The organism is Pandoraea anapnoica (assembly GCF_902459765.1).
Lineage (GTDB): Bacteria > Pseudomonadota > Gammaproteobacteria > Burkholderiales > Burkholderiaceae > Pandoraea > Pandoraea anapnoica.
The window spans coordinates 1-20,769 of the sequence record NZ_CABPSP010000001.1 but is presented as its reverse complement, the minus strand read 5'-3'; the positions used below and the strand labels follow the sequence as shown (position 1 = coordinate 20,769).

Below are 20,769 nucleotides of genomic sequence, written 5' to 3'. Positions count from 1 at the left end.
GACGTTCCGGGCGGGACCGAAACACCCTCAAGCGCCAACGATATGTGCTCGGTGGTACGGCGTGCCGCCGTACTCCTTGGGACCATGAATCGTCTCAATGCGCTCGATGCGCCATGGCACCGGCTGCGCGAAGCGCGGGCCATCGTAGGCGAAGGTGTGGAACTCGCCGTTCTCGCCGCAGGCGTCGACACCTTCAGGCAAATCGGCCAGCAGCGATGCGTCGTACTCGCGGCCGACGAATTCCGGCCCGAGGTGCCGCCCGTCCACACACACGATCACCGCGCGATACCCCAGCGAGATGAACTCGTGCGCAAGCGTAAGACGTTCGCGCTGCCAGAGCGGCAACACCGCCGTCATCCCCGCCGCCGCGCACACTTTTTCCTCCCAGTCGCGATGCGGCTGAAGATCGATGTCGCCGAACAGCCCGTGCGTGATGCCCTCCGCGCGCATCGCCTGCAACCTCGCGACGAACGCCGCTTCATACTCGCGCCAGCCCGCCAGACCGACGTCGAGGGCGATGCCGAGCGCGTCGGCCTGCGCCTGCATCAACTCGCGCGGCAAACCGTGTGAGCGTGAGCTGTCGCCCGTCTCGTCGAACATCGCCAGCAGACGCCGCACATCGTAATGCGGTTCGCCGCGGGTATCGCTCGACATCGCGTGATGCAAGGCAAGGCAGGAATCCTTGCCGCCACTCCAGGAAAAGAAGGCTGGTGTCGACATGGTGTCTTGTTGGGTTGAGAGTGAAGTTGCACGCTCGTCGCATCGCGCACAAATGCAAAGCGGACCCCGAAGGGTCCGCCGCTTGAATCAGTCTGACGCTACCATCGCACCTCGCGGGCCAGCACACGATGTCGGTGTCGCCTGCGAGATTGTCGTCACGACGTCCGGCTCAGTGCGAACGGATCATCGTGCCGAACGGCTGCTCGGTCAGAATCTCCAGCAGCACCGAGTGTTCGATGCGGCCGTCGACGATGTGCACCGACTTCACGCCGCTCTTCGCCGCGTCGAGTGCCGACGAGATCTTCGGCAGCATGCCGCCCGAGATCGTGCCGTCTGCGAACAGTTCGTCGATCTCGCGGGCCGACAGGTCGGTCAGCAGATTGCCGTCCTTGTCCATCACGCCCGGGATGTTGGTCATCATAACCAGCTTCTCGGCGCCCAGCACCGTCGCCAGCTTGCCCGCGACGAGGTCGGCGTTGATGTTGTACGCCTGACCGTCTTCGCCCACACCGATCGGCGAGATCACCGGGATGAAGGCGTCGTCCTGAAGGGCGCGCACGACCGCCGGGTTGATCGAGTCCACTTCACCGACGTAGCCGATGTCCAGGAACTGACCGGCGTTCTCACGATCCGGCAGCATCATCTTGCGCGCGTTGATCAGACCGCCGTCCTTGCCCGTGAGACCCACCGCCTGACCGCCGTACTCGTTGATCAGCATGACGATATCCTGCTGGACTTCGCCGCCAAGCACCCACTCGACGACTTCCATCGTCTCTTCGTCGGTCACGCGCATGCCCTGGATGAACGTGCCCTGCTTACCGATCTTCTTGAGCGCCTGATCGATCTGCGGGCCACCACCGTGCACCACCACCGGATTGATGCCGACGAGCTTGAGCAAAATGACGTCGCGCGCGAAACCGCGCTTCAATCGCTCTTCGGTCATGGCGTTGCCGCCGTATTTAATGACCACGGTCTTCCCGTGATACTTGCGGATATACGGCATCGCCTCAGCCAGAATTTCGGCCTTGAGAGCGGGTGCGATGTCGTCGATGGAATTCAGTTGCAGATCGGACATGGCAGGAAGGTTCTTCTCACAAATGGAGCAGGTGGACCAGGAAACACGGCGAATTGTACAGCCAAGAAGCCTTGGCGTGCGGGGGCTTGACGGGTTTCGGAAGGGTCTGCCCCTTGCATCGGCAAAAGCCCATGGCTACCCTTCCCCACAGGTCGGTCCGCAAACGCAAAAGCGGCGATTTTCGCCCCGTCAGCGGCACAGTGCCGTTCGTGCGTATCACCCCTTTCACTTATTAAAGGACGCCCGTCAGTGGCCGATTTTTACCGTGTTCCTTCTCTGCCCCGCTAGCCACCCGCTTCGCGCGCCGTACCCGGGCGCGTGTGGCCGGTCGATGACAGCGTCTGTGCTGTTGCAGTTGTACAACTGGCAGGCGGCCATGAGTGGCGACGCGTCTCTCACAGGACGGAAATCGCTGGGCGACGCAGGGGATTGGGATCGCGCCGACCGGGGGAGCCGATGACCGTCGACATATGTATTGAGCCGGTCGATCCGTCGCGCTGCCCGCAGTGCGGCGCAGTCGTGGCGTGTGGGGCGGTGGCGCAGGGAAGCGGAAAGACGGGAAGCGACGGCGCCGCGGACGAGGTGCAATGCTGGTGCCTCGACTGGCCACGTCTGCCCGCGTCGGCACGGCTGGGCATGGGCGCTTGCCTCTGTCCGGCGTGCCTGCGCGCAGCGCTCGTCGCCGCTGGCGTGCCGGTCGACGCCACCGCCGCCGATCCGGACACCTCTATTTAGCGACTCGACGCTTACTGACTATGTGCGCCGTGCGCCATGCCAGCCATGCCGCCACCGGCCGGCGCCGCCGCCGTCAGGTCACGCACGGTGGCCTTCACCAACTGTTCGGACGTCTTGTGATCGGCCGTCTCGAACTTCAACGTCACCGGCACAGTGTCGTCCTTCTTGAGCGGCCCCTTCAGATCCGTGAGCATGATGTGATAGCTGCCCGGCTTGAGTTCCACCGGCTTGTTGGCCTCCAGCGGCAGCCCCTTGGGCAGCGCGCGCATCTTCATCACCGTGCCTTCGAGCTTCATCTCATGCACTTCCGCGTTCGCGGCGGCGGGGGTGCTCACGCTGAGCAGCGTGGTCGCCTGATGCGCCTGGAGCGTCATGTAGACGGCCGACGACGTCTGACCCGGGACGGTGCTGCGCGCCCATGCACCGGACACGTCAACTTGCGCCGACTGCGCGAAGACCGAAGCCGATGCCATGCCAAGACTGAATGCGGCCGCCACTAAAAGCTTGTGCTTCATGCAAACTCCTTTTTTTGTTGTCGACGGGCTGACGAATGACAGGCGTCGACGAACATTGTCCGACGCCGCCCCGTCCCAATCCATGTCTGCCTTTCGGATGAAGACATTGCGCGGCGAGATGTCGCGCAAAACGTGAAGGTCCATTGTAGTCGTGCGCCGATAAAAGCGTGTGCCGCCCACGTAATACTCGGCCTCAGACCGATGCGGCAGAGTGTCGCAGCGCCTCGCAACGCCAGATGGCGCGTCACCCGGACTTGGTACACTTGTCGTATGACTCATTTTCCCATCGAGCGGACGAACGTCGTCCAGCTTTTCTGGCTGCGCTGTCTGGCTATCGTCGGCCAGTTGGCGACCATCGGCGTCGCGCAACTCTGGTTAGGCGTGCGGCTTCCGCTGGAGCCGATGCTCACCATCGTCGCGCTCGAAGTGCTGTTCAACGTGCTCACGTGGATACGTGCCCGGCGCGGTGTCGAACGGGCCAAGCGTCGCACCGATCTCGATCTGATGAGCCAGTTGCTGGTTGATCTGGCCGCCCTCACGGCGCTGCTGTTCTTCTCCGGCGGCGCGACCAATCCGTTCGTCTCGCTGTTCCTGCCCGGCCTGGCCATTGCCGCTGCCGTGCTGCCGTGGCGCAACGCGTCGCAGCTCGCGCTGCTCTCGCTGGTCGCCTACGGCGCGCTGAATTTCCAGTACGTGCCGCTCGATCTGGCCGATCCGGGAAATCTGCTGCGTCTGCATCTTGCGGGGATGTGGGTGAACTTCGTGGTCAGCGTGCTGGTGATTGCGTGGTTCGTATCGCGCATGTCGCGCGCCCTGCGTGCCCGCGACGCGCAACTCGCCCGCGCCGAGCAGCGTCTGTTGCGCGACGAACGGATGGCCGCGCTCGGCGCGCAGGCTGCGAGCGTCGCACACGAACTCGGCACACCGCTCTCGACGATGGCCGTGGTCGTGGGCGAGCTACGCAGTGAAAGTCTCGGCAACGACGCACTGAAGTCCTTCGAGCCCGATCTGCAGACGCTGGAGCAACAGATTGCGCTGTGCAAGAGCGCGATAGGTCATGTGCAGATGCGTGCGGCAGCACCCGTGCGTCAGGCGATGGCGGAATGGTTGCCTGCGTTCACCACGCAGTGGCGCTTACGTCATCCGCAGGTGCAATTCCAGTTGCACGTGCCGCCGGAGCTGACCACGCGCATCGAAGACACCGTGCAGGTCGGACAAATCCTGACGATCCTGCTCGATAACGCGGCGTACTTCAGTCCGTCGTCCGTCACGCTCGACGTGGCCGCCACGCCGGACGACGTGCGCTTCACCGTCTGCGACGAAGGCCCGGGCATGTCCGCCGAGCTGCGCACCCGGCTGGGTAACTCTCCTGTCATGAGCACGCATGGCGGACACGGCATGGGGCTGTATCTCGCCTTTGCCAGCGCACAACGTCTCGGCGGCGACATCACCCTCACCCCCAACATGCCGCAAGGCACGCGCGCCGAATTGCGCCTGCCGATGGCCACTTTCTTCTTCGGTTCGCGGAGTCAGACATGAACGCCTCCCACTTCCTTCTTATCGACGACGACGTCGTCTTTGCCGAAACGCTCGCCCGGGCCCTGACGCGTCGCGGCTACGACGTGCAGATCGCCGCCGACGGCGCCGCCGCCTTGCTCGCGGCCCGCACGCGTCAGTTCGATCTCATTTCGGTCGACCTGCATCTCGGCCATGACTCCGGCCTGCCGCTCATCGCGCCGCTGCGCGCGCTGCAACCGAAAGCCCGCATGCTGGTGCTCACCGGTTACGCGAGCATCGCCACCGCCGTGCAGGCTGTGAAGGACGGTGCAGACAACTATCTGGCCAAGCCAGCTAATGCCGATACGATCCTTGCATCGCTGCGTAGCGATGCGAGCGAAACGCAGGCAGACGAAGCCATCGAAAACCCGTCGCCGCTGTCGGTCGCGCGACTGGAGTGGGAACACATTCAGCGCGTGCTCGCCGAGCACAACGGCAACATCTCGGCCACGGCCCGAGCGCTGAACATGCACCGACGCACGCTGCAACGCAAGTTGCTCAAGCGACCGGTCAAGCAGTAAGTCGGACGCAGAAAAGAAAAAAGGCCCCAAGGGGCCTTTTTTCATGGTGCTGCGAACGCGCAAACGAGCAGACGTTACGCCATTCCAGCACTTACAGCACGTAACGCGACAGATCTTCGTTCTGCGCCACTTCTTCCAGGAACCGGTTCACGTACTCGGTGTTGATCGTGACCACTTCGTTGGACTGCTTGCCTGCGCTGTACGAAATGTCTTCAAGCAGTTTTTCGATGACGGTGTACAGACGGCGTGCGCCGATGTTCTCCGTCTTCTCGTTGACCGAGAACGCAATCTCCGCGAGACGCTTGATGCCGTCCGGTGCGAATTCGAGCGTCACGTCTTCGGTGGCCAGCAACGCCTGATACTGCTTCACGAGGCTCGCGTCCGTTTGCGTGAGAATCGCTTCGAAGTCTTCGACCGACAGCGACTCGAGTTCGACGCGAATCGGGAAGCGGCCTTGCAGTTCCGGAATCAGATCGCTCGGCTTGGCCAGATGGAACGCACCGCTCGCAATGAACAGAATGTGGTCCGTCTTGATCATGCCGAACTTCGTGCTCACCGTCGTGCCTTCGACCAGCGGCAGCAGATCGCGCTGCACGCCCTGACGCGAGACGTCACCGCCGCCCACTTCGCTGCGCGTGGCGATCTTGTCGATCTCATCGAGGAACACAATGCCGTTCTGCTCGACGTTGCGCAGCGCCAGTTGCTTGACCTCTTCGTCGTTGAGCATCTTCGACGCTTCTTCGTCGGTCAGGATCTTGAGCGCGTCCTTGATCTTGAGCTTCTGACGCTTCTTCTTCTGGTTGCCCAGATTCGCGAACATGCCCTTGATCTGCTCGGTCATTTCTTCCATGCCCGGCGGGCCCATGATTTCCATGCCCTGCACCGGGATCTCGACTTCGAGTTCGATTTCCTTGTCGTCGAGCGCGCCTTCGCGCAGACGCTTGCGGAAAGTCTGACGCGTGGCGTTATCTTCGCCGCCCGGCTCGGCTTCCACCGACGCCGAACCAAAACGGATATCGCGCGACGATTCGCGGCCCGTCGGCAACAGCAGATCGAGAATGCGGTCCTCGGCACGATCTTCGGCCTTGGTGCGCACCTTCTTCATTTCGGCTTCGCGTGTTTGCTTGATCGCGATTTCCGCGAGGTCGCGCACGATGCTGTCCACGTCGCGGCCTACATAGCCGACTTCCGTGAACTTGGTGGCTTCGACCTTGATGAACGGCGCGTCGGCGAGTTTGGCCAGACGGCGGGCAATTTCGGTCTTGCCGACGCCCGTCGGTCCGATCATCAGAATGTTCTTCGGCGTGATTTCCTGACGCAGGGGATCGGCCACCTGCTGACGACGCCAGCGGTTGCGCAACGCCACCGCAACAGCCTTCTTGGCCTTGTGCTGGCCGATGATGTGTTTGTCGAGTTCGGAAACGATCTCGGAGGGGGTCATATGGGTCATGACTTTCGCCAGATTAGGGGTTCGCAAAGAGGGCGACGCCCGGCCGGACGGCTGTCGATACGACGATCAGCCACCGGCCGGCAGAGCGTGCCGCAGGAGTCCACCTGCTGCGGCACGTGCGTCGTCCGTCGTTACTTCGCTGCCTTGGGCGGCAGCGATTCGATGATGTGATTGTCGTTGGTGTAGATGCACATTTCGCCCGCGATCGTCAGCGCCTTCTTGACGATCTCGGCCGGCGTCAGATCGGTATTCTCGACCAGCGCGCGTGCTGCCGCCTGTGCGTACGAACCACCCGAGCCGATGGCCGCCACGCCGCCTTCCGGATCGAGCACGTCGCCGTTACCGGTGATGACCAGCGTGGTTTCCGCGTCGGCGACGATCATCATCGCTTCGAGGCGGCGCAGCATACGATCGGTACGCCAGTCCTTCGCGAGTTCGACGGCCGAGCGCGTGAGGTGCCCCTGATGCTTCTGGAGCTTCGCCTCGAAGCGATCAAGCAGCGAGAAGGCGTCTGCGGTAGCGCCCGCAAAACCGACCATGACCTTGCCGTCATAGATGGTGCGGACCTTGCGCGCCGTCCCCTTCATCACGATGTTGCCGAGCGTGACCTGTCCGTCACCGCCAAGCGCGACCTGATCGCCGCGCCGAACGGAGACGATGGTGGTGCCGTGATATTGCTCCATGCCTGTTCCTTTTCGGGGGGCGACATGCGCCCCGTAACGATTGGCCCGGACGTCGCGTCCATCACCGCCGAACCACCGTTGAACAGCGGTTGGATCGGTGACAACGCGCCCTGCCGGGCGAGACGTGAGTGTAGTTTAGGGCAATCGAAAGAATATCAAGAGGCGTCGACGGCATCGTGCAAGACGCGCCGTCGACGACAGGCCGATGCCGCACAAAGCGGCATGGATCGTGACATTCGCGCGGCATTGCACCGCACGAATTGGAAGCCACGAAGCAATTTCTCGGAAATTGCCCCGATTTTGCGGGATGCTCAGCGCGCCACGCCGCTTAGAACGTTGTGCGCAACCCCACGCGAACGGCACGGCCGCCCTGCGGCGCAATGTCGCGCAGCACCGAACTCGCGAGACGCACTTCCTGATTGGTCAGGTTCTCGCCCTTCAGATAGGCCAGCCACTGCGCACCACCCGCCTTGAACTGATACGTGAGCGCAGCGCCCAGCGTGGTGTAACCGTTCGTCGTCAGATCGTTGGACGGGACCCGCCCCTGATTGCTCGCGTGCACCATTTCCAGACGTGCGCCCCAGTGCCCCAGTCCGTAGATCACCGCCGCCGTCAGACGCAACGGCGCGATACGCGGCAGCGGTTCGCCGGTGTTGCGATTGCGGCCGATGGTGTAGTCGGCGCGCAGCTCGACGTCGACATCGCCGTAGCCCTGCCACACGCGCGCACGGCCCTGTGCTTCGAAGCCGTAGAGGTCGGCGGGCACCCCTGCGTACTGATACACCGGCAGCGGCTTCTCTTCGCCCTCCACCGTCTGCCCCGTATTGTTCAGCGCGATGAAGTTCGAGAAGCGGCTGTAGAACACGCCCACGCTGCCCTTGTTGGGACCGCTCTCGTAACGCAGTGCCAGGTCGGTGGAGAAAGCCTTTTCCATCTTCGCCTGCGCATTGCCGATTTCGTACACGCCGGTCGCGAGGTGCGGGCCGTTTGCGTACAACTCGTAGAACGTCGGCGCGCGCTCGGTGTATGAGGTGTTCACCGCCAACGACCATGCCGGTGCCAGCGCGAACACCGCGCCTGCCGAAACGCTCCCCGGCGTGAAGTTACGCGACGGCAGGTTCTCGAAGCGCTCGTTGCCTCCGGAACTCGGCTTCACGCTGGAATGCTCGATGCGTGCGCCGAACGAGAGCTTCACGGCCTGATTGACGGCCCACTCCTCGAGCGCGAACAGCGCCACGTTGGTGGTGTCGCTCTTCGGCACGAACGCTTCTTCGCCGAGCGCAGAGAACGTGTTCTGCGAGAACTGCACACCGACCGCGCCTTCGAGCGGCCCGATCTTCGCATGACGCGCTTCGATGCGCCCCTCGTAGCCGTGGTTCTTGAACGTCGTGCCCGTCACGCCGCTCTCGATTTCCTTGTGTTCGTAGTCGGTGTAGCCGAAGTCGAACTTGAACGCCGTGAACGGGCCGCTCAGATTACGCACTTCGCTCGCCAGCGCGAGACGTTGCTGACGCAGACGAATGCGCGTGTTCTCCTCGGCGACGGTGCCGTAGTCGGCGTCGTAACCAGAGTACGACAGTCCGGCATAGCCGTTGGCCCACGTCCACGAAGCACCTGCGGCCGCACCGCTGGTCTGGCCATCGCTATTGGGCAGGGTGCCCGACGGTTGCTTCGTGTCTTCGTCGTCGCGTGCGCGTTGCTGCGCCGAACGGGCGAAACCGGGAATGCGCAGGTCGGCGCTCTTGCGCGCAAAACCATCGACGTGAAACGCGAACTGGCCGTTGCCGAATTCGAGCTGCGCCGCACCGGCGCGCTCGCGGTTCGCACCGCCGTAGTTGAAGTCCGTCGCACCGGAAATACCGTTAAGCGCCTCGCGGGGAATGCGGTTGTCGATGGTGTTGACCACACCACCGACGGCGTTACCGCCATAGAGCAGCGCTGCCGGGCCGCGCACGATTTCCACGCGCTCGATGGAGAGCGGGTCCTGCGCCACGGCGTGGTCGTAGGAGAGCGATGAGGCGTCGAGCGAGGCCGTGCCGTTTTGCAACACGCGAATGCGATCGCCGTCGAGTCCGCGAATGATCGGGCGGCTGACGTTCGGGCCGTACGACGTGGCCGACACGCCGGGCAGGCCGTCCAGCGTCTCGCCCAGCGTGGTGGCGCGACGCAGCGCCAGCGCGCGACCGTCGAGTTCCGTGAGCGGGGCGGCGAGATCGGCGGCGGCGCGTCCGAGCGGGTTGCCCGTGACGAACGTAACGGGCAGCGCAGCTTCCGGCGCGGCCGGTGCTACGGCGACTGCCGGAGCTTGCGTCGACACTTCCGCCGCCTGAACGGACAGGCTGGTGATGGCGAAAGCGCTGAAGGTGAGCGCCGCCGCCAGCGGCAGCGGTGCGAGTCTGGGCGACGTGCGGCGATGTGCGACGGATACCACGTCTGAAGTCGGGGCGAGCGAGGACGTCGCGCGTTGACGCGCGACGCGAAGGGTAGAGATGGCCATGTCGGTCTTGTGTTTGTATTCGGTCTGATGGGGCCGGGGCCCCGTATGTCGGCGCAGCAGCCGGACGAATGGGCGCACGGCAACCGCCCGGCGGCGCGGCGCAAGCAGCGCTGATGCGCGTCGGCGAGCGTGCTGGCGCAAATTCGTCAGGTGCACGAGGGCAATGCGAATGCCTCGACCCTACGTCTCAGACGACGGGACGATTCACAAGGCAATGCGCGGGGATTCAGACCGTGACCGGCGGAGCGCGGGAATCGAACGGCAGGACGACGGCGCTCGCATGGCTTCGTCCGTTGACCGGCAACGGCGCGTGCGCCGTGCTGGCGTCGCCTGCCCATTGGAGGACCGCCACAGCCATCGCTGCCGCGAGCGTCGCCCCTTCGAAGAGATGGCAATGATGGTGGTGAGTGCCGAAACCGGCGTGTGTCGTGCGCGACGATTGCACGGACCAGTCGGCAGCGATGGCGTCGTCTGCGGTGTCGCCATCGTCCGCCATATTCGCAGCGGTGGCCTCGGCGGCGTTCGTTTCCGCAGGCGCGCCGCTGCGCCCCGACGTGTGTTGCCCGATGCCGGACAACTCGCGGGCGTGTGCAATTTCATGTTGCAGGCCCCACATCTGCACACAGAGCAGTGCCGTGATGAGCCAGACGATCCATCCGCTGCGGCCACGGCCAACGCGCGTGCGCGAACGCACACGCCACAGGCGAGAAGCAGAGTCGATGGAAGCCATGAGTGACATGAATTGCAACTGAGTTGCAATTCTGCCATAAAGTGACGTCACCCGCGAGCGTTATGAGGAACGACAGCGCAGGGATGACGACCGCGAAAGAAAAAAGGCATGTCGCGAAGACATGCCTTTGATCGGCTGAGGCCACCGGGCACCGCCACCGCGCGGTTGCCGGGGCCAGTTGACCGACGATCAGTCGCCGAACAGCTTTTGACGCAGTTCGCGACGCTCTTGCGCTTCGAGCGACAGCGTCGCCGTCGGGCGGGCGAGCAGACGCGGCACGCCAATCGGCTCGCCGGTTTCTTCGCACCAGCCATAATCGCCGGAATCGATGCGGGCGAGCGACTGCTGAACCTTCTTCAGCAGCTTGCGTTCGCGATCGCGAGTACGCAGCTCGAGCGCGTGTTCCTCTTCGATGGTCGCGCGGTCGGCCGGATCCGGAACCACCACGGTTTCCCGCAGGTTCTCGGTCGTCTGCCCGGCGTTACGCAGAATTTCGGCTTGCAGCTCTTCCAGACGATTCTTGAAGAATTCGAGTTGAGCCGCATTCATGTAGTCCTTGTCGGACATCTTCAGAATTTCGGCCTCGGTCAAAAGTCGTTGCTTGCTCATGGGTTTCTGTGGCGTCTCTTTCGGATGATCCGGCGATGCCCCTGTAGCGGGTGGCACGTCTTGCTTACCGGCAATGCCGCGGGCGGCTTCTTGGGTTACTTTCCTGCCGGGCGATTTGGGCGGCGCCTTCTTCTTGGCGGCGGCCTCGTCGCCCGTCTTCGATTTGCCTGCTGGAGCACGCTTGGCGCCCGCGCCCAGTGCCGGTTCAGACCGGCGCGTGGGGCGTGCGGTGGCAGTCTTGCGAGAGGCGGTGGCCATGACGGTGCTCCCCTGCCTACCCCCCGGAAATGCCGCGTCGATTCGCTGGCGGCGGTCCCAGTGGGCAGGTATTGTAACCGAATCGTTCGACAGTCCCGATTTAGGGCTTTCCCGTCACCGAATTCGGCGATTCCGCTCAGACCAGACAGCGCTCCAGCCCTTGCAGGATGATGTCTTTCGGCAGTTCCGCGCCAATGAACACCATCTTGGTGTTCGGCGTCTCGCCAGGTTGCCACTTCGTGCCCACGTCGCTACCCATCATCTGGTGAACGCCCTGGAACACGACCCGGCGGTCGATACCGCGCATGTTTAATACGCCTTTATAACGCAATAAGCGTTCGCCGTACACCTGTAGGATGCTCCCGAGGAAATCCTCCAGCTTGGCCGGATCGAATTGTTTTTCGCTGCGGAAGACGAACGACTTGATGGCGTCATCGTGATGCGCGTGATGGTGGTGAGCGTGCCCGTGGTCGTGACCTTCGTGGTCGCACTTCCCATGGTCATGGTCGCAGTGCGAATGATCGTGGTCATGGCCGTGGTCGTGGTCGTGCGCGTGGTCGTCGGCGGCCAGGAAGTCCGGATCGATGTCGAGCTTGTCGTTCAGGTTGAAGCCGTGGATGTCGAAGATCTCCTTCAGATCGGCCTGACCGAAGTCCACTACCTGCTGCGGCGCACGCGGATTCATGTGCGCGAGACGGTGCTTGAGGTCGTCGAGGGCGTCCGGCGTCACCAGATCGGCCTTCGTAATGAACAGACGGTCGGCAAACCCCACCTGACGCTGCACCACTTCGTGCTGATCGAGCTGCTGCTGGCCGTGCTTGGCATCGACCAGCGTGATGATGGCGTCCAGACGGTAGGTGTCGGCCACTTCGTCGTCGATGAAGAAGGTCTGCGCCACCGGGCCGGGGTTCGCCAGGCCGGTCGTCTCGATGACCACGCGGTCGAACTGGATCGAACCGGCGTCGCGCTGGCTATTCAGATCGGACAGCGCCTGCACCAGATCGCCACGGATCGTGCAGCAGATGCAGCCGTTGCTCATCTGCACGATCTGCTCGGCGTTGTCCTGCACGAGGATGTCGTTGTCGATGTTCTCTTCACCGAATTCGTTTTCGATGACGGCGATCTTCATGCCGTGCGCTTCGGTCAGGATGCGCTTGAGCAGCGTGGTTTTACCGCTGCCGAGAAAGCCGGTCAGGATGGTGACGGGAGTCATGAATGCAATGTCCTGTGGTGATGCGGCGCATCGAAATGCGCCGGCGGCGGCGTGTGCCGTGTCAGTTGGTGGCGCCCGCGCATTGGGCGCAGGTGCCATGAATCAGCAGCTCGACCTGTTCGCCCACGAAACCCTTGGGCAGGCGCTTGAGTTCGCGCTCACTCAATTGGGGATGCTGGGGCCAATCGTCAAGACAAAAAGTTCGATGGCAGCGTACACAGCGGAAATGACCGTGCTGCGTATGCGGACGCGGCGCGCTCGCACGCTCGGGATCGACGTGCTCGGCCATGACGAAACGAAAGATACGGTCGTCGCCCGCCTGCTTGATCGCCCAGCCCTGTGCGACCAGCCAGTCGAGCACGCGGTAGGCAGTCACGCGGTCGAGCGGATCGGCGTCGGTGGCCAGATCGGCCAGCACTTCCTGATGAGTGAGCGGGCGGCCTGCCTTGAGCAGCAAGGCCAGCACGCGAACACGCCCCGACGTCACGCGGCCCGATTGCTCCTGCAAGCTCGCGCGGGCAGCTTCCAGATACGGTTGTAATTGAGTAAGGCTCATGAATCGATTTAAGCACAGCGCCGTCGGCGCTGCAACCGAGTTGCAAATTGGTCCGAACGGCCCCGCTGATGCCCCTGCGGTTGCCTCATTTAGGCCCGGAATGGGGGAATATTAGCCGACGAATAGGATGCGATTCGGCCGACGTGACGGGAAGTGAATGGGCAATGCGTCATACAATTGACACAAAAAACCCCCTTCGTCATGTCGCTCACCGCCCTCGCCCTCGTCGTCACCGCCGCGTTTCTGCATGCCACCTGGAATTTCGTCGCCAAGCGCATTGATACGCGCGAAGGCGGTGGCCCGCAGCTGGTCTTCCTCTACGCCCTACTGACTGTCGTGATCTACACGCCGCTGGCGTTGTATTTCCTCGCGGGACAAGCCAGCTGGCCGTCGGCGCTCGGCTGGGGTGTCATCACCGTCAGCGCTCTGTTGCATTACGGCTACACGCTGGTGTTGCAGCGCGGCTACCGCGTGGGCGATCTCTCGGTCGTCTACCCGCTCGCACGCGGCACCGGCCCGTTGCTGTCGTCCATCGGCGCCATCGTGCTGCTGGGCGAACGCCCGGGCTGGCTGGCGCTGGTGGGCATTGCGCTGGTCGTGTGTGGTGTGCTCGTGATTGCCGGTGGCGAACGCCTGTTCCGGCGCGGCAGCATGCACGCGGGTGCGGGCTGGGGCGTGCTGACGGGTGGGTTCATCGCGGCATATACGCTGGCGGATGCTTACGCCATCCGCACCCTGATGCTCGCGCCGCTCGTCTATTACTACCTGGAAAACGTACTGCGGGTCGTGTTGTCCGCACCGACTGCATTCTCCCGCCCGGCCCGCATCGCCGTGCTGTGGCAGGCCAACTGGCGCAAGATCCTGATCATTTCCACGATTTCGCCGATGTCCTATTTCCTGATCCTGACGGCGCTCAAATACGCGCCCGTCTCGCACGTCGCCCCGGCGCGGGAAATGTCGATGATGGTCGCTGCGCTGCTCGGCGTGCGGGTGCTGGGAGAAGGCGAGATGCACCGCCGCGTGGGCGGTGCCGTGCTGATCGCCTTGGGTGTGGTCGGTCTCACGCTGGGCTGATGTCCGGCGGACCGACCGCCCCAAGAAAGCAAGCACTCACATACGCTGCAACCAAAGTCCCTTCAGGTATTCGCCTTCGGGGAATTGCGTGAGCATCGGGTGATCCATGCCAGCCGACAGGCGGCGCAGAATACGTGCGTCGACACCGGCATCGACGGCCGCGCCGGCCACGATCTTCTGGAACAGATCGGCATCGATCGCGCCCGAGCACGAGTAGGTGAGCAACTGACCGCCCGGACGCAGCAGACGGAAGCCCGCCATGTTGATGTCCTTGTAAGCCCGCGCGGCGCGGTCCACGTGATGGGCCGACGGCGCGAACTTCGGCGGGTCGAGCACGATCATGTCGAACGTACGGCCTTCTTCGCGCAGGGCGCGCAGGGTCTTGAAGACGTCGGCATCGCGCCACTCGGCGCGGGCGGCGTCGAAACCGTTCAGTTCGACGTTGCGCGCGCCAATCGCCAGCGCCTCACCCGACGAATCGATCGACAGCACGCTCTGCGCACCGCCGGCCAGCGCCGCCAGCGAGAAGCCACCGGTGTAGCAGAAGCAGTTCAGCACGTCGCGGTCTTTGGCCTGCTGCTGAACGAGACGACGGTTGTCGCGCTGGTCGACGTAGAAGCCGGTCTTGTGTCCGTTGCGCACGTCGACGTAATACTTCACGCCGTTTTCATGCGTCGTGAGCAACTCAGGGGCTTCGGGCGGCTCGGCCCCGGCGAGCACGCCGGTGATGCTCGGCAGGCCTTCACGCTCGCGCACCGCCGCGTCGGAACGCTCATAGACGTTCGGGCAGCCGGTCGCCCCCACGAGCGCCTTGGTAATGGCGTCCTTCCAGGCTTCGACACCCGCCGCCATGAACTGGCAGACGAGCTGGTCGGTTTCCGGCTGGCCCGGTGCGGACTGATAACGGTCGACGATCAGGCCCGGCAGGCCGTCGGCCTCGCCGAAGAGCAGACGCGTTGCGCCCGTGTCGCGCACCATCTCTTCGCGGTACGCCAGCGCCGCCGACACGCGACGCTTGAAGAACGCGTGATCGACCGGCTCGTTTTCGTTGAACGTCCACACGCGGGCGCGGATGGCCGACACCGGGCTGAACGCGGCGCGCGCGAGGAAACGGCCGTCGGCGGCCCGCACCACGACCGTGGCGCCAGATGCCGGGTTGCCGTCAACACGCGCCACGGCGGTGGCGTAAATCCAGGGGTGACGGCGCAGCAAGGACTTTTCTTTGCCGGGCTTGAGGGTCAAGGTATTCATGCGGGACGGACCAACGGTTGCATTCGGGTGACGGGCAAGTCTCGCGGCACGGCGGGCGGGCGGGATCGGGATCGGGCTCGGCCACACGCGGGAGGCCTCCGGCGCACGGACGGCACAACGCACAACGTGCGGGACTTGCTGGGGAAGGACGCGATTCTACACCGACTCGGCGCGCACGCTGCAAAGCGAATTGTCAGCCCGGCGCGACATCACCGTCGGCGCGATGGCCAGAATCAGGGCTTCTTGCGTGAGCGCGGATGCGCCTGATCGTAGACCTTGGCGAGGTGCTGGAAATCGAGCTTCGTGTAGATCTGCGTCGTCGAAATATTGCTGTGACCAAGCATTTCCTGCACGGCCCGAAGATCGCCGGACGATTGCAGCACGTGCGTCGCGAACGAATGGCGCAACATATGCGGATGCACGTGCGTCGGCAGTCCGGCAGCCAGCGCATGACGCTCCAGCCCCTGCTGCACCGCACGCGCCCCGATGCGCTTGCCGCGCGCAGACAGGAACAGGGCGTGCGGCTCGGCCGTCGCCAGTGGCGCGCGCATCTCCAGCCATTGCGCCAGTGCCTGCGCCGCCTTCTCGCCCACCGGCACGCGGCGCCGCTTGTTGCCCTTCCCCGTCACGACGACCTCGCGCTCGGCCAGATCCAGCCAACTGGCGGAGCGGTAGCCGTCAGCCTCGACGTAACGATGGTCGAGCCCCGTCAGTTCCGACAGACGCAGGCCTGACGAGTAAAGCAGTTCGAACATCGCCCGGTTGCGCACGGCCTCGGCAGACGTGCCTGTCGCGAACTCGACGAGCGCCGACGCCTGATCGGGCGACAGCGCTTTGGGCAATGGTTTGGGTTGTTTGGGTGCGCGCACGCCTTCGACGGGATTCGCGGCGAGCGCGGTGCGCTGAGCGAGCCAAGCGAAGTAGCCACGCCAGGCGGAGAGCTTCCGGGCGATCGAGCGGCCGACCAGCCCTTCGCTATGCAGCTTCATCACGAAGCGGCGGATGTCGCCGTGTTGCAGCGATTCGAGCGCACGGCCGTTCGCGAGACGCTGCAACTGACGCAGGTCGCGCGTGTAGTTTTCCAGGGTGAGCGCCGCGAGCTTGCGCTCGCTGGCCAACGACGTCAGATAGGTGCGGATGACCGGCTCAAGCGGTGGTTCAGGAGGCGATTCAAGCGATGCGTCAATCGACGACTGAGGCGACGTGTCGTGCGTCACCCCTGCCGCCCCGCTCGTCGCCTTTCCCTTGCCAGCCGGAGATCCGGAGCGCATCTCAATCGTCGGCGCGCAGCTTGCCGAGGGCAGCACCGGCCAGTTCGCCGATCTGCGTGAGGAAATCGGTCGCCATGCCTTCGTGGAAGCGGCGCGCGTCTTCCGAGCCCATCACGAGCAGGCCGAAGACCGGACCGTCAGTCACTTGCGGGTCGCGCAGCGCGAGCAGGGCGACCGAGGCGGGATCGCTCGGCGCACTCAGCCACGTCACTGCTTCGAAGCCAGTGTTCGCGCCGCAGTACGGCGTGACCAGGCTCGTCGCGAAAATCTTCACTTCTTCGCTGACGCTGCGGGCGAACTCGGCCGGTTGATACGGCGCGGCCACGTTCCACAGACGTACGGCCGCGAACGGCACATTGAAGACGTCGCGCAGTCCGCGGGCAATCGCCTCGGGCAGCGCATGCGGGTCGCGCTCGCCCAGCAGACCAAGAGTCCAACGGTGCAGCTTGCCCGAGATATCGTCGTTTTCGTGGCCGTAGCGCATCAGTTCGGCGAGGCGTCGCTCGATCTGCTTGGTCTTCTCGCGCTGCATCTCGATCTGACGCTCCTGCAACGACACCGCCCGCTGGCCGTGCGGGCTGGTGAGCCGCACGCCAGCCAGCAATTCGGCATGGCGCTCGAAGAAGTCGGGATGCGCAATCAGGTATTCCGCAATATCTCGGTCGTTCATGAATGTCCGTCTGCTGTTCGTCAACTGCCGCCTGTCGTCCCGTGCCTTCTCTGCTTCGAACACAAGGGTGACGGGCGGCCGCCTGGGTCGCTAAATCAGAATCCGTCTGAAACCAATGCCATGCTGCCTGCCCTGACGCCGAAGACGTCAGACTTCGATCGTACCTTCGAAGACCGTGGCAGCCGGTCCCGTCATGATGACCGGACCGCTTGCGCCGTCCCAGTCGATAGTGAGCGTGCCGCCGTGCGTCTCGATGGCGACCGGTGCCTTGAGCAGACCGCGACGGATGCCCGCCACCGCCGCCGCACACGCGCCCGTGCCGCAGGCGAGCGTTTCGCCCGCGCCGCGCTCGTACACGCGCAGCCGCGCTTCGTGCTGACTCACCACTTGCAGGAAACCGGCGTTCACCCGGCGCGGGAAGCGCGGGTGACGCTCGACCAGCGGGCCGTCCGTCTCGACCGGCGCGGTGTCGACGTTATCCACCACCTGCACGGCGTGCGGATTGCCCATCGAGACCACGGAAATCCAGGTCGTCTTGCCTGCGACATCGAGCGGCCAGAGCGTGTCGTCGCCCTCGCGACGGCCTTCCAGACCGGCAGCGTCGAACGGCACGTCGGATGGCGTGAGAATCGGTGCGCCCATATCCACACTGACCTGACCGTCTTCACGCATCGTGAGCGTAATCACGCCCTGCTGCACCTCGACCCGCACCGTCTGCTTGTCGGTCAGGCCGGTGTCGCGCACGAACTTGACGAAGCAGCGCGCGCCGTTGCCGCAATGCTCGACCTCGCCGCCGTCGGCGTTGAAGATGCGATAGCGGAAGTCCACGCCCGGCATGGCGGAGCGTTCGACGAGCAGCAACTGGTCCGCGCCGACGCCAAAGTGGCGGTCGGCGAGCGCACGCCACTGTTCGGGCGTGAAATCGATGGTCTGCGAGATGCCGTCGATCACGACGAAGTCGTTCCCGGCGCCTTGCATCTTGGTGAATTTGAGCTTCATGCCGCTATTGTAGTGGAGAAGGTCGACGCGCATCCGGTGCCGGTCAATAGACGCCGGGCTGCCCCTCGGGGCGCGTCTTGAAACGTTTGTGGACCCAGTAGTACTGCTCCGGCATCTTGAGAATCTGCTCTTCGAGGAAGGCGTTCATGCGGCGCGCGTCGGCGTCCGGGTCGCCACTGGGGTAGTTTTCCCAGATCGGGAACACCTTCAGACGGTAGCCCTTGAAGTTAGGCAGCACTTCGCCGATGAACGGCAGAATCTGCGCCCGGCCGACTTCTGCCAGTCGCGACACCGATGTCAGGGTGCAAGTCTCGACCCCGAAAAAGGGCACGAACGTGGAATTTCGCGCGCCGTAGTCCATATCCGCCGCCAGCATGACCGGCTTCTTCTTGCGGAACATGCGCAACACGTCGCGGGCGCTGTCGCCGCGCGGGATCATCTCGGCGTCGAAACGGCCGCGCTGCTCGCGGGCCATGGCGTCGAACGCCGGGTTCGACATTGGCGTGTAAAGCGAGGCGCAGGGCCGGTGCAGCGAGTAATTGATGAACACGGACGCCGCCTCGATGCCCACGAAGTGGAAGCCGAGCAGGATCGTGGGGGGCATGTCCGGAGCGCGCAAATCGACGGCCGAATCGAGTTCGATGAGGCGCTCCAGCTTCTTGCCGCTGCCGAACCACTGAACGCTGCGCTCCGCGTAGCTGCGGATCGCGTGGACGAACGATGCGCGGGCCACGCGCTCGCGGGTGGCGTCGTCCCAATGCGGAAAGCACAGGCGAAGATTGGTGTGCACAACCCGCTTTCGGGAGCTCGGAATCAGGTACAACAGGTGCCCGATGCCCGCGCCGAAACGCGCGACCCAGCTATAGGGCAGCAGGTTGAGTCCGCGCAGCAGACCCACGCTGAGGTAGTACCCGAGGGATTTCTTGGGAGTGGTAGCCATGTCGCAAGCAGGATTTCTTCAGGGGCGTATAATAAGCGACATCGCCGAGTTAACTGACAACTTGCGGGGCGATTCGAATGAGCCACCATACATAGGCAGCCCATTCGACCAACTTTCCGCTAAAGCGTCGCCGCTTCTCCTCCGATGACGGCAACGTGAGTCGCCAAATACGTTAGAGGAGCCACAAGTGGCGAACGATTATCTCTTTACCTCCGAATCCGTCTCCGAAGGTCACCCGGACAAGGTCGCAGACCAGATCTCGGATGCCGTTCTCGATGCCATCCTGACGCAAGACAAGTACGCGCGCGTTGCTGCGGAAACGCTTTGCAACACGGGTCTCGTCGTGCTCGCCGGTGAAATCACCACGACCGCTACGGTCGACTATCAGCAAGTCGCACGCGAAACGATCCGTCGCATCGGTTACGACAACACCGACTACGGCATCGACTACAAGGGCTGCGCCGTGCTGGTCGCCTACGACCGCCAGTCGCCGGACATCGCTCAGGGCGTGGACCGCGCACACGACGACAACCTCGATCAGGGTGCAGGCGACCAGGGCCTGATGTTCGGCTACGCCTGCGACGAAACGCCGGAACTCATGCCGCTGCCGATCTACCTGTCGCACCGTCTGGTCGAGCGCCAGTCGCAAGTGCGCCGTGACGGTCGTCTGCCCTGGCTGCGTCCGGACGCCAAGTCCCAGGTCACCATCAAGTACGAAAACGGCCGTCCGCACAGCATCGACACCGTGGTGCTTTCGACGCAACACGCGCCGGACATCGCGCTGGAAGCGCTGCGCGAAGCCGTCATCGAAGAAGTCATCAAGCCGGTGCTGCCGGCCGACCTGATCAAGGGCGACATCAAGTTCCTGGTGAACCCGACCGGCCGTTTCGTGATCGGTGGCCCGCAAGGCGACGCCGGCCTCACGGGCCGCAAGATCATCGTCGACACGTACGGCGGTGCTGCACCGCACGGTGGCGGCGCGTTCTCGGGCAAGGATCCGTCGAAGGTCGACCGTTCGGCAGCTTATGCTGGCCGCTACGTCGCGAAGAACATCGTGGCCGCCGGTCTGGCCTCGAAGTGCGTGATTCAGGTCTCGTACGCCATCGGTGTGGCGCGTCCGACGTCGGTCATGGTCAACACCTTCGGCACGGGCAAGATCAGCGATCAGCGCATCGCCGAGCTGGTCGAGAAGCACTTCGACCTGCGTCCGAAGGGCATCATCCAGATGCTCGACCTGCTGCGCCCGATCTACGAGAAGACCGCCGCTTACGGCCACTTCGGCCGCGAAGAGCCGGAATTCTCGTGGGAAGCCACGGATCGTGCCGACGCCCTGCTGGCCGACGCCGGTCTGCGCGCTGTCGCCTGATTCGGCTAAAACGCTGCACGGCAAGCGCCGGTTTCGACCGGCGCCAGTCAGACAAAACCCCCGCTCGGGTCAAACCGGC

Annotated in this window: 20 protein-coding genes; 5 read left to right on the top strand and 15 right to left on the bottom strand. The window is 64.0% G+C overall.

What is annotated here, in order from left to right:
* Positions 1 to 27: 27 nt before the first annotated feature.
* Together PAN31117_RS00100 and argB are read right to left on the bottom strand one after the other, a co-directional pair.
* Positions 28 to 720, bottom strand: a complete 693-nt coding sequence (locus tag PAN31117_RS00100) for a Dph6-related ATP pyrophosphatase (RefSeq protein WP_150736417.1) — start codon at positions 718 to 720, stop codon at positions 28 to 30.
* A gap of 169 nt (positions 721 to 889) precedes the next feature.
* On the bottom strand, positions 890 to 1,795 hold the full coding sequence (gene argB, locus PAN31117_RS00095) for an acetylglutamate kinase (RefSeq protein ID WP_150736416.1): 906 nt from the start codon (positions 1,793 to 1,795) through the stop codon (positions 890 to 892).
* A 456-nt stretch (positions 1,796 to 2,251) separates the two neighbouring features.
* Between argB and PAN31117_RS00090 the strand changes: the two genes are divergently transcribed.
* Positions 2,252 to 2,530, top strand: coding sequence for a cysteine-rich CWC family protein (locus PAN31117_RS00090; RefSeq protein ID WP_150736415.1), 279 nt, complete (start codon positions 2,252 to 2,254; stop codon positions 2,528 to 2,530).
* 11 nt (positions 2,531 to 2,541) lie between these two features.
* On the opposite strand, the gene PAN31117_RS00085 is transcribed toward PAN31117_RS00090, so the two are convergent.
* The gene (locus PAN31117_RS00085) at positions 2,542 to 3,045 is read right to left on the bottom strand and encodes a copper chaperone PCu(A)C (protein ID WP_150736414.1); all 504 of its coding nucleotides are present in this window, start codon (positions 3,043 to 3,045) and stop codon (positions 2,542 to 2,544) included.
* Positions 3,046 to 3,315: 270 nt separating this feature from the next.
* Between PAN31117_RS00085 and PAN31117_RS00080 the strand changes: the two genes are divergently transcribed.
* Together PAN31117_RS00080 and PAN31117_RS00075 are read left to right on the top strand one after the other, a co-directional pair.
* Positions 3,316 to 4,584: an ATP-binding protein gene (locus PAN31117_RS00080; RefSeq protein WP_150663919.1), complete on the top strand. Its 1,269-nt coding sequence runs from the start codon at positions 3,316 to 3,318 to the stop codon at positions 4,582 to 4,584.
* Entirely contained in the window at positions 4,581 to 5,123 is a 543-nt protein-coding gene (locus PAN31117_RS00075) for a response regulator transcription factor (protein WP_150558025.1), read from the top strand. The genes PAN31117_RS00080 and PAN31117_RS00075 overlap by 4 nt, the downstream gene beginning before the upstream one ends.
* Positions 5,124 to 5,214: 91 nt before the next feature.
* On the opposite strand, the gene hslU is transcribed toward PAN31117_RS00075, so the two are convergent.
* The 7 genes from hslU to PAN31117_RS00040 form a co-directional block, all read right to left on the bottom strand.
* The gene (gene hslU, locus PAN31117_RS00070; protein ID WP_150736413.1) at positions 5,215 to 6,573 is read right to left on the bottom strand and encodes an ATP-dependent protease ATPase subunit HslU; all 1,359 of its coding nucleotides are present in this window, start codon (positions 6,571 to 6,573) and stop codon (positions 5,215 to 5,217) included.
* A 131-nt stretch (positions 6,574 to 6,704) separates the two neighbouring features.
* The gene (gene hslV, locus PAN31117_RS00065) at positions 6,705 to 7,256 is read right to left on the bottom strand and encodes an ATP-dependent protease subunit HslV (protein WP_039394773.1); all 552 of its coding nucleotides are present in this window, start codon (positions 7,254 to 7,256) and stop codon (positions 6,705 to 6,707) included.
* A gap of 328 nt (positions 7,257 to 7,584) precedes the next feature.
* Positions 7,585 to 9,753 (bottom strand): TonB-dependent receptor, encoded by a 2,169-nt coding sequence (locus tag PAN31117_RS00060; protein ID WP_246188852.1) that lies wholly within the window; start codon positions 9,751 to 9,753, stop codon positions 7,585 to 7,587.
* A 226-nt stretch (positions 9,754 to 9,979) separates the two neighbouring features.
* Positions 9,980 to 10,483, bottom strand: a complete 504-nt coding sequence (locus tag PAN31117_RS00055; protein WP_150736412.1) for a hypothetical protein — start codon at positions 10,481 to 10,483, stop codon at positions 9,980 to 9,982.
* Between the two features lie 189 nt (positions 10,484 to 10,672).
* Positions 10,673 to 11,092 (bottom strand): RNA polymerase-binding protein DksA, encoded by a 420-nt coding sequence (dksA, locus tag PAN31117_RS00050; RefSeq protein WP_039401961.1) that lies wholly within the window; start codon positions 11,090 to 11,092, stop codon positions 10,673 to 10,675.
* Between the two features lie 394 nt (positions 11,093 to 11,486).
* Positions 11,487 to 12,563 (bottom strand): CobW family GTP-binding protein, encoded by a 1,077-nt coding sequence (locus PAN31117_RS00045; RefSeq protein WP_150736411.1) that lies wholly within the window; start codon positions 12,561 to 12,563, stop codon positions 11,487 to 11,489.
* Between the two features lie 61 nt (positions 12,564 to 12,624).
* Entirely contained in the window at positions 12,625 to 13,119 is a 495-nt protein-coding gene (locus PAN31117_RS00040) for a Fur family transcriptional regulator (RefSeq protein ID WP_046290399.1), read from the bottom strand.
* 201 nt (positions 13,120 to 13,320) lie between these two features.
* On the opposite strand from PAN31117_RS00040, the gene PAN31117_RS00035 reads away from it, so the two are divergent.
* The gene (locus PAN31117_RS00035) at positions 13,321 to 14,193 is read left to right on the top strand and encodes a DMT family transporter (RefSeq protein WP_150736410.1); all 873 of its coding nucleotides are present in this window, start codon (positions 13,321 to 13,323) and stop codon (positions 14,191 to 14,193) included.
* Between the two features lie 36 nt (positions 14,194 to 14,229).
* On the opposite strand, the gene PAN31117_RS00030 is transcribed toward PAN31117_RS00035, so the two are convergent.
* The 5 genes from PAN31117_RS00030 to PAN31117_RS00010 form a co-directional block, all read right to left on the bottom strand.
* Entirely contained in the window at positions 14,230 to 15,444 is a 1,215-nt protein-coding gene (locus tag PAN31117_RS00030; protein ID WP_150736409.1) for a class I SAM-dependent rRNA methyltransferase, read from the bottom strand.
* Positions 15,445 to 15,677: 233 nt separating this feature from the next.
* Positions 15,678 to 16,715 (bottom strand): tyrosine recombinase XerC, encoded by a 1,038-nt coding sequence (gene xerC, locus PAN31117_RS00025; protein WP_150736408.1) that lies wholly within the window; start codon positions 16,713 to 16,715, stop codon positions 15,678 to 15,680.
* Position 16,716: 1 nt separating this feature from the next.
* On the bottom strand, positions 16,717 to 17,385 hold the full coding sequence (locus tag PAN31117_RS00020; RefSeq protein ID WP_150736407.1) for a DUF484 family protein: 669 nt from the start codon (positions 17,383 to 17,385) through the stop codon (positions 16,717 to 16,719).
* 147 nt (positions 17,386 to 17,532) lie between these two features.
* Positions 17,533 to 18,384 carry a diaminopimelate epimerase gene (dapF, locus tag PAN31117_RS00015; RefSeq protein WP_150736406.1) on the bottom strand — a complete coding sequence of 284 codons (852 nt, stop codon included), beginning with the start codon at positions 18,382 to 18,384 and terminating at the stop codon, positions 17,533 to 17,535.
* 43 nt (positions 18,385 to 18,427) lie between these two features.
* A complete protein-coding gene (locus PAN31117_RS00010) occupies positions 18,428 to 19,324 on the bottom strand; it encodes a lipid A biosynthesis lauroyl acyltransferase (RefSeq protein WP_150736405.1) in 897 nt (298 codons plus the stop codon).
* A 187-nt stretch (positions 19,325 to 19,511) separates the two neighbouring features.
* On the opposite strand from PAN31117_RS00010, the gene metK reads away from it, so the two are divergent.
* On the top strand, positions 19,512 to 20,690 hold the full coding sequence (gene metK, locus PAN31117_RS00005; protein WP_150575112.1) for a methionine adenosyltransferase: 1,179 nt from the start codon (positions 19,512 to 19,514) through the stop codon (positions 20,688 to 20,690).
* Positions 20,691 to 20,769: the final 79 nt, after the last annotated feature.